Annotated in this window: 9 protein-coding genes; 4 read left to right on the top strand and 5 right to left on the bottom strand. The window is 38.9% G+C overall.

The window, feature by feature from the left end; all coding sequences use genetic code 11:
* On the top strand, positions 1-199 hold a 199-nt coding region (locus tag F6K54_RS33400; RefSeq protein WP_293087729.1), incomplete at its 5' end, for a hypothetical protein.
* Between the two features lie 148 nt (positions 200-347).
* Positions 348-848 carry a TerB family tellurite resistance protein gene (locus F6K54_RS33395; RefSeq protein WP_293087726.1) on the top strand — a complete coding sequence of 167 codons (501 nt, stop codon included), beginning with the start codon at positions 348-350 and terminating at the stop codon, positions 846-848.
* Between the two features lie 537 nt (positions 849-1385).
* On the opposite strand, the gene F6K54_RS33390 is transcribed toward F6K54_RS33395, so the two are convergent.
* The 4 genes from F6K54_RS33390 to F6K54_RS33375 all read right to left on the bottom strand — a co-directional run bounded on the left by F6K54_RS33390 (position 1386) and on the right by F6K54_RS33375 (position 5949).
* Positions 1386-2921: a cytochrome P450 gene (locus tag F6K54_RS33390; protein WP_293087723.1), complete on the bottom strand. Its 1536-nt coding sequence runs from the start codon at positions 2919-2921 to the stop codon at positions 1386-1388.
* Positions 2922-2943: 22 nt separating this feature from the next.
* Positions 2944-3135 carry a hypothetical protein gene (locus F6K54_RS33385; RefSeq protein WP_293087720.1) on the bottom strand — a complete coding sequence of 64 codons (192 nt, stop codon included), beginning with the start codon at positions 3133-3135 and terminating at the stop codon, positions 2944-2946.
* A 231-nt stretch (positions 3136-3366) separates the two neighbouring features.
* Complete coding sequence (locus tag F6K54_RS33380; RefSeq protein ID WP_293087717.1) at positions 3367-4137, bottom strand: tRNA-dependent cyclodipeptide synthase; 771 nt, start codon at positions 4135-4137, stop codon at positions 3367-3369.
* A 753-nt stretch (positions 4138-4890) separates the two neighbouring features.
* Positions 4891-5949 carry a dipeptide epimerase gene (locus F6K54_RS33375; RefSeq protein ID WP_293087714.1) on the bottom strand — a complete coding sequence of 353 codons (1059 nt, stop codon included), beginning with the start codon at positions 5947-5949 and terminating at the stop codon, positions 4891-4893.
* 183 nt (positions 5950-6132) lie between these two features.
* Here F6K54_RS33375 and F6K54_RS33370 point away from each other — a divergent pair, with 183 nt between their 5' ends.
* Positions 6133-7515, top strand: coding sequence for a serine/threonine-protein kinase (locus tag F6K54_RS33370; RefSeq protein ID WP_293087712.1), 1383 nt, complete (start codon positions 6133-6135; stop codon positions 7513-7515).
* A 257-nt stretch (positions 7516-7772) separates the two neighbouring features.
* Entirely contained in the window at positions 7773-8621 is an 849-nt protein-coding gene (locus tag F6K54_RS33365) for an alpha/beta fold hydrolase (protein ID WP_293087710.1), read from the top strand.
* A gap of 414 nt (positions 8622-9035) precedes the next feature.
* Here the strand turns inward: F6K54_RS33365 and F6K54_RS33360 are convergent, their stop codons facing one another.
* A complete protein-coding gene (locus F6K54_RS33360; RefSeq protein WP_293087708.1) occupies positions 9036-9221 on the bottom strand; it encodes a hypothetical protein in 186 nt (61 codons plus the stop codon).
* Positions 9222-9388 lie beyond the last annotated feature (167 nt).

Here is a 9388-nt window from a genome sequence, read left to right as displayed (position 1 = left end):
TGCGGTGAGATTCCGGTGGACAGGAGACGGGGACGATGCTTCCTACGACGGCTGTTTGCGCAGCATTCGGCACCGAAAAGCAAGCAGGCAGCTAGAGCAGCGAGAAGATTGCTCCAACTTGAGTAAAACCACTCGTGAAAGCTATCCAAAAAAAAAAGTAAACTCACAGCTAGATTTCGTTCTATGCCGAGGAGTATAGGAGTCTGTTTATAGGCTTGAAGCAAATGTGGATTTATCCCATTTGTGGTGGACTAACCACAGAATCCAGGGTGTTTCAACCCCTGGAGATGTCAAAGACATAATGCTATAAAATTATAATCGCTCAAAACCAAGAAAAGGAGAAAAATATGAGCAGTGGAAAAACTGTTGCACTGAGCAAATATGCTCAACATAAATATGGCATTGCCGCTCAATCTTTAGTAGATTTCGAGGTGGGAGTCAATTGTGGCTGCGCGTTATTGGCGATCGCTGGAGCGGATGGACAACTGGCAGAAGCAGAATTCCAGTGGTATATTGATGAACAGGAAATGGTAGCAGTAGACTCGGAAGCATTTCAAGAGTATATTGAAATCCTCCGCAAATTTGATTGGAAAAATGCGAATCTTGAAGAGCTATTGAGTCAAATAAAGTTTAATTTTCCACTTAATTTTCGTAACTCCCTATTGTACCAAGCGATCAAGATGAGTCGAGCTGATGGGTTCTACCATGAAAAAGAAAAAGCGGCGGTGGCTAAAGCGGCGGAAATTTTAGGCGTTGACAGCAACGTGGTTGTTAGCCTAGAGTCGGTTGCCGAAATGGAAGATACAGCAGATCGACTGCGCATTGCCTTATTTGAAACAAAAGCTTAATTCTGCCTTATATCTATAGCGATTGCATATCTGTAATAGCGAGAGAGGACTTGAAGCTACTTGTCCAACAAGTAAATCCAAATCCTCTCATATAGAATCCGGTTATATAATAAGTGTTCAACCTGATTTTATATTAGGCAGAAACCAGGTTTACCACGGTAATGTTTTCGGATTTTTTCACTAATGAGGGATCATACCCTAAACTGTAACGTTATAGTTATTGAAATTTTTGGATGAGATCAAATCCGTTGGCTTCGGAGTAGTATAATTCCTATCGTTAGTAGGGAAAAAATGTTGCTCATTCCTAGAATTTCGACTTAATTATTCCTCACTACTGAATTATACTAATGCTACCGGATTTGATATGATATAGAATCCAGTTATATAAGCAGAAACCGGGTTGATCGCGGTAATGTTTTCTGATTTTTCGCTAATGAGGGGTTATACCCTAAACTGTAACGTTATAGTTATTGAAATTTTTGGATCAGATCAAATCCGCTTATATAATCAGTGTTCAACCTGATTTTATATCAAACTTTATTCAGCCAGAGGTTCAATGACAATTGTTCCTGGTTGTGCAGGTCGTGGCATAGTCTTATAGTGCTTTAGGTGCAGGTCTATGCCTTGAGTTGAAACCTCGTAGCGACTGTAAAGCTCCGATAAGAGAATAGACTGTATCTGTGTCGAGAAGATCCTTCCAGGACACTTGCGAGGGTTTCCCTGAGAGTTGGTCATGCTGAAGGAATTAATCTCATAGCGATCGCGTGCAAGTACCGAATTCAGGTTTTCGCGATTAGATTTTAAGATGGCATCTATATTTGCTGGATCAAATAGGTTCGGATTAGGAAATATCGACGGATCGGAGTTCGCCTGCTGACGATCGAGCCACATCATAGTGCCCGGTGGAACTGTTACCGAACGCCCCTGATGCTGAAGAACAAAAGGGGTAGTCGTGCGACGCCATAATGCTGTGGGATTACTACCACCTAAGCGCAATGCCTCTAGTACAGCTTTATTGATGAAGGATAGTTTTTCCTCATTACCACCGGAACGGGCCTCAGTAACGACGCTTGCTTTAATATCGGGCGAGGTTTCCAAAAAAACAAGGAGCCACAAAATACTCAAGGCAGTAGTTTCGTAAGTTGCCACGATGATAGCACCGAGTTCCTTAAGCTTGGCGGGGTCGAGATTCTCGATTTCTGGGATTGTTAGCGACCGCTCCCAGAGAGCGAAGTGCCGCCGGATCAAGTTTGAGTCAGGAGCTGCCTCCAAGGCATCAAAATTGTCTGTCAGAAGCGTGCGAACAAACGGAATAATGGTTTCAAAGTCGCTCATAGCTGCAGGGTTGACCTTACCGATCGCCTCCGAGGCAACATCTATGAAGTCCCGCGTCACTCGACCATACTCTGTTGATGCCAAATAACTTGTCAGGGGTGTTTGAGTAAGGTCAAGTATTCCGGGAACGAAGCTGTCTACATGGGCGACAAGGAAAAGTGCAAAGTCATCAAGAGGCATTTCTTTCCTCGCCACACTTTTGAGGTAGTCCACAGCGTGTTTTCTAACTGCGGGCTCAAGCTTGGCGACGAAATTTAGATTGCCAAGGGAACTCTCCACCGCAGCTCGCTTCCCTGGGCGAAGGGGATGGTCGTTTGGCAGAGTGCCGACAAAATCACCGAATATCTCAGTGACAGGGTTTGTAGATGGTGCCAGAACGTTGTCCCTCACCAGGGGAACATTCGTGTTCTGGTAAATGGCAATCTCTCCATTCAATCGAAAAGAACACACGCCCCCGTTCGCCTCAGCACAAGCGCTGATACCCGAAGTGCGGAAATAGTTTGACGTCGGTTCTCCTCTATCGACAGTTGCTTGGCGGAAGGCATTTCCGTGGTCTTGGAAAAGATTTGGGCCAAAATGATGGGCAAGTACGCCGGGGAAAGGAGAGCTAAAATATCGAAATAGCCAAAAAGTGCCAAGCAGGCGTTCCCCCCATCTGTTTACTCGCGCCCAGAGATGCAGCCAGAGTGGCATTGGTCTCCTTGTGAGAGCATTTTCTGTTCGTTCTGAATTGGTCATTTCAGTTATCAGTTATCAGTTATCAGTTATCAGTACCTCTAGTTAAAGTCAGAGGCTTGAAATATTGAACTTTATTTTCTCTTTGTCCATTGGATATGGCGCAGGTTTCCTCGCCATCCCACCCTTCGGGAAGCTCCATTGTATCAAAGTTAAGGGCAAATATCAGGAACGGGCAAGATGCCCATTCCACAAAACACAAAACTATTAAAATCATCCCGCATTTATACAATGCCAAGTTAAGTGGCTATCCATAGCATAGTTACCGAATTATTAATTATTAATAATTAAACAATTCGCGCCTTGAAGCCGACCCTTTTAAGGGGAAAAAAGCGGTCGAGGGATGGATGGGTTTCCTAACCATATCCAATCGACCAAGAGAAGAAATAATATTTCCTTATTTTCAATTCCGTAGCGGTTTTAACCAGAGGTAATTATCAATTATCCATTATCCATTATCAATTAATGAACGCTTTTTAAAATGGAGAGATACTATTATTAATTGCTTAATCTCTTCCAAAATATCTGGATAATCTTCGTTGACGATCTCAGTTAGGGTGCTGAATGTTCCTGGGTATACCATGACCGAAAACCCACGCTTTTGAAGACAGGCGAAAATAGCAAATTCCTCTAAGAAGTAGTCACAAGATCGGCGAATGCGCTGCTCGAGCAAGGTATCGCTCTGGTTTGAAGATCGCCTAATCTGATAGTTACGACTGAATGCTTCAACTGACGAGCGGAATTTAGTATTGCTTTTAAAATATATCTGGAGATATTGGTGAAAATGTGCATAATCTTCCCAGGTTTGAATTTGACTGCAAGTATTGAAGGTGAATTTAGTCTGCTCTCCAAATGCCTTGAAAATATATTTGTGTTCCTGAACAAAAGCATGACCAATTTCTAGAGCTTCAACCAGTGCAGTTTCTGGATCTAGTGATCGGGTCAGTTCTATATTGATACGGTGAATGCTGTCTCCCACTAACACTAGACAATGGGAAAACCTCCGGGAAATCCATTCAACCATGGCTTTGACCTTTGCTGGTTGAAAACTACTATTCTCAAGACTTACTCCTAAAAAACATGAATCAAATTGTTCAAAATTAGTCCTAGCTGAGAGAGGATATACAGAATCAATTTTAGCTTTATATTGCAACCCAAGAATTAATTCCGAGGTTGAAGAGTTATTTAATTGCTCTAGAACTGGTGGTAAAGAAGCCATAAACATTTTTCTGAGACAACAACAAGTAACTGAGTGTTGGAAACTGAGAGAGTTTGGATCGGGGTTACGTTTAAAAAACTTCTTAATACATATCCCTTATTTCCACAACAAGTTCTCAAGTTTTGTCTTTCACTCAGCTAATTGTAACCTAATAATAGTAAGTTACGAATCACGATCATCTATAAATAAGTAGTAAGCATTCAGCTATTAGCAGTCAGCTATAGCAATCCTGTTTTATTTGTGTATAAAAATCTTACTGCTTTTAGGCAACAGGCAACAGGCAACAGGCAACAGGCAACAGGCAACAGGCAACAGGAGGGAGTTTCAGTTTTTTGATCTACTTTTTGATTACCCGCAACCTATTTAGGATTGCTATATCAGCAATATCTACCTTTTCGTAGCATTCTTTTTTTAAATTGGTATAACTCCCTGTTACCGAATAATTAACTAATTAATAATTAAATAATTCTGGTTTAAAGCCTCCCTTTTTAAGGGTAAAAAAAGCGGTCGAGGGATGGATGGGTTTCCTAACCATATCCAATGGACCAAGAGAAGAAATAATATTTCCTGATATTCAATTCCGTAACGGTTTTAACCAGAGGTAATTATCAATTATCCATTATCAATTATCCATTAATGAACTGTTGCCTGTTCCTTACATCATTCCACCATTAGACCTCTCCGAATAAAGAGGGAGTAGGGAGTAGGGGGAAATAATTGATGATTTATGCACGATAATTGATTTTTTTTTGATTATCGGAGATGTCTATTCAGACAAACTCCCAACCCAGGTAAATCATTCGGCAACAACCGCCCTTTTTCCATCACCGCACCAATAAACGGATCGTCAATCAAATTGAGATGACTATCCAAGTCCAAATAATCAGCTAGTGGAGCAAGTTGTGCTGCTGCTGTATTTGCCAAACAACTATCAGAATAACAACCAAACATTACCTTCAACCCACAAGCTTTAGCTACATAAACCATTCGCATTGCCTCAGTTAACCCCCCAGACTTCATCAACTTAATATTGATGCCATGCACCATTTCTGCCAAAACGGGAATGTCCTTAGCGGTAAAACAACTTTCATCTACAAAAATAGGTAAGGACGATCGACTGTAAAGATGAGGTAGATCGGCGATCGCTGAAACAGCAGCTAACGGTTGTTCCACATAAATAACCCCAACTGTAGCTAACCAGTCACACATTTTTACTGCATCCTCCAGACTCCAACCCCCATTAGCATCTACATATAACAAAGCATCTGCGGGTGCTTCTTCTTTGACTGCCATCAACATTGCCTGGTCTGCTTCAATACCTTCCGGACTACCTAATTTTATTTTCAACACCCGTACATCGATAAATTCTAGCCAGTTCCGTACTCTCTGTTTAGCAGCTTCGGGGGTGCTGATACCAATAGTAACTGAGATGGGAACAATGCGATCGCGTTCTAACCCCCAAAGTCGCCATAAAGGCAACCCTACTTTTTTACCTACCCAGTCATGCAAGGCCATATCAATAGCTGCTCTGGCAGCAGATGGTATTTCTAACTCTATCAAAATTTGCTCTATTTGTTGTCTGTCAAGTGGAGTAAACTTTTCTAGACTGGGAGCAACTTGCTCTAAAGCTTGCTGTAAAATTTTTGTAGTTTGTGGTTTTTTCCCTGCAGAAAAAGGTGAAGCTTCTCCCCAACCTTCGATACCTTCTTGTTGTATTTTTACCAAAATGTTGTTACTTTCGGCAGTAGTTCCTCGACTAATAGTTAAAGGAAATCTCTTATGGACAGTAAATGTTTGAATCTGAATTTGCATGATTAATAAATTTAATTATTCTCTGCTACCTTACATCAAATTGGATTGATGCGAATTAGTCTGAGGTAAAATAGAATAAAATAGTGAATATGACCGAAAATTTCTGGTATCAAGTCTCCTGCTTTTGTAGAAAATACTAATAACTGATAACTGATAACTGATAACTGATAACTGATAACTGAAATGACTTTACACCAACCTAATGATATTATTGCTCAACGATATCGTATTGTCACTGCTTTGGGACAGGGAGGAATGGGAATTACTTATGAAGCAGAAGACCTGAAAAATTATCAGCGAGTAGCAATTAAAGCTGTTTCTTTACAACAAGCAAAAGACTGGAAAATATTAGAACTTTTTGAGAGGGAAGCTAAAGTTATCGCCAATTTGCATCATCCTCAAATTCCCAAATATTTGAATTATTTTTATATTGATACAGAGCAAGATAGATGCTTTTATTTAATTCGTGAATTAGTGTCGGGAAATTCCTTAGCAAATTGGGTGATAAAAGGTTGGCATCCGACAGAAATCCAAGTTAAAAATATTGCGATTCAAATTTTAAAAATTCTCAGTTATTTACATCAATTAAATCCACCAATAATTCACCGGGATATTAAACCAGAAAATATTATTTTACAACCTGATAGTCAAGTATTTTTAGTAGATTTTGGGGCAGTTAAAGATATTTATCGAAATACAATGTCTTTTAGTGGAACCTTTGTAGGAACTATTGGATATATGCCACCAGAACAGTTACAAGGAAAAGCTTATTGTGCGTCATATTTATATAGTTTAGGTGCAACTTTATTATATTTATTAACTCATCGTTCCCCAGATGAATTACCTCAAAAAAGAATGAAAATAGATTTTCGCTCTTGTGTGAAAATTTCACCAGAATTTATGAATTGGTTAGAAGTAATATTAGAACCGATATGGGAAGATAGATTTCAGTCGGCAACAGCAGCTTTGAATGTACTTAGTAATAATTCAGAAATTATTTATGATAATTATTCTGTGGTTAAGTCTATTCATCAAAAACCTCGAGAAAGTCTAGTTACTGTGGAAAAAACATCTAGTAGCTTAATTATTAATATTCCATCTGTGGGCTCTTCAAAATCAGGAAAAATTTTCTTGTGTTGTATGGCTGTTGCATTTTGTATGATTCACTTATTTTTGCCAAAAGTATTAAATAGCAATACAATTGAGTGGAGTTCTGTCTTGTTAATAACAATTTTTGTTTACTTGCCTCTCTTGAAAATAAGCTTTGGAAATTATGTTCAAATAGCTGAAAATGAAACTTTAATTAACTGGAACTTTTTGTTTTTTAATCGTACAATTACAGCTCCAACAAAATATATAAAGAAAGTTTATTTAGACAAAGATTTACTTATTAGTAACCCAAATAGCCCACAAACAACACATATAACATTTGATTTATTGAAACCCAGAAAAGAATATCGATTTGGCTATATCCTGAGTCAACAAGAACAAAAATGGTTATTTGCTGAAATTAAAGATTTTCTAGAACAATTAAAGGCTCAGGAAAGCCTCAAAAAACTACAATAAAAATTATTTGATTAACCTGAGTTAGTCAGGAGTGAAATAGAATAAATATTTTTTTACAAGATTTAATATCTTATAGACTTTGTTGCACTGATTAATCAAAATATAATAAAGATGAAAAAGATGGCTTACTCCTCAAGAGTCATCTTAAGATGACTTAAACTATTAGCCAAGGATTTCAATCCTTGGCGAGCCATGTCATCCGCCGATAACAATGATATAATCCTCAAGCTAATCTAGTTAAAAAATTAATAAAACAAGTGTCAATTGAGAAAAAAAATATACAAGTCGGTTCTCTAGAATGGTTTTATCGGGAAGCTACACCCGATGCCGAAACAGATAAACTACCAATTTTACTATTACATGGATTTCCTGCTCAAAGTCATAGTTGGACTGCTATGATGCCCGAATTAGCTGAAGCAGGTTATCGGGCGATCGCTCCAGACTGGATAGGTTGTGGTTTATCCCCTAAATTAGATAAACGAGATTTTTCTTACAAACCAGAAGTTTTTATTCAGGCTTTAGCAGAATTAATTGATGCTCTAGAAATTGAACGATTTTATCTAGTTATTCAAGGATTTTTAGGTTCTATTGGTTTACAATATGCTTTGCGAAACCGAGAAAAGATTGAGCGTTTAACTATTTTAAATACACCGCTTTCTTCTACAGCAAAATTACCTTGGCAAATGAAACAATTAGGCATACCTTTTGTTGGTGATATGCTCGTTCAAGACCCTCTATTTGTTGATAGAACTTTAGAAAAAGGCAGTTGTTTAACAGTTTCTGATGAAGATTTAGATGTCTATCGTAGTCCTTATCTAAAAAGTTCTGCCGCTGGTAGATCCGTATCAGCAATTGTGCAAAATTTAGACTTAAAAAACGCAATGGCAGAAATTGAATCTGGCTTTAAAGGGTGGCAACAACCTACATTAATTGTTTGGGGAACAAAAGACCCTTGGTTAGATGTTAGTCAAGCGGAAAATTTAGTTAATATTTGTGAAAATGGAAAGTTAGTTAAATTAGCAGAAGCTGCACATTATCCTCAAGAACATTGGTCTGGAGATATTACAGATGAACTACTTTTATTTTTGAGAAAGAAAGAAATTTAGCTTTCCGGTGTGGAATTATTCATCGCGTAGGGGTAAGATTAATAATTAATAATTAATAATTAATAATTAATAATTACCTCTTCTTTAAAACGGATAGGATTGACTAACAGGACAATTTTTCTTTATTATCCCCTTAAAAGGGGAGGCTTTAAACCACAGTTTTTCGGTAAATAACTTTTTTGATAATTAGCACGCCAGTTATTATTTATTATTTTGGCATTGCATAATTGTGGGATGATTTTATCAGAGAGGATTAACTATCATCTCCGTGTCCCCGTGTCCCCGTGTCCCCGTGTCTCCGTGTCGGCCTCAATCATCCCAGTATTCAGCAACGCCATTATTTTTATGTTTACTTCTCCCCCACTCCCCCACTCCCCTACTCCCCCACTCCCCTACTCTTCTTAGTGACAATAGCTACCAGTTAGCTAAGAATTTTTCTAACCTCTCTTTTTCCTGATCGAGATACCTATCTGTTTCCTGCAAAAGTGCTTGTAAATTTGTCTCCCTCGCATCATCCATTGCCAGTAATGGATCTTTGAGAGGTAACTGTAGACGAATATAGCGTGGTTCCTCTTGACATCCTCCCCGGCCTAAAGGCACGGGGATTCCTACCGAGCCTAAGCTCCTCGGTGGCTTGACGCTTCATTGACTGCTGCTACCTTGGCGGTAGTCTTACGCTTGCCTCCACGTCCGTTTTTTGTCTCGGACTGCCCGCCCGCGACTAATATATTTATTGCTGCATTCTCGTCTAAGAACATGTTTTGCAC

This window comes from Okeania sp. SIO3B5 (genome assembly GCF_010692555.1).
In the GTDB taxonomy this organism is placed as follows: Bacteria; Cyanobacteriota; Cyanobacteriia; order Cyanobacteriales; family Microcoleaceae; genus Okeania.
This window is presented reverse-complemented; position numbering and strand designations above follow the sequence as displayed.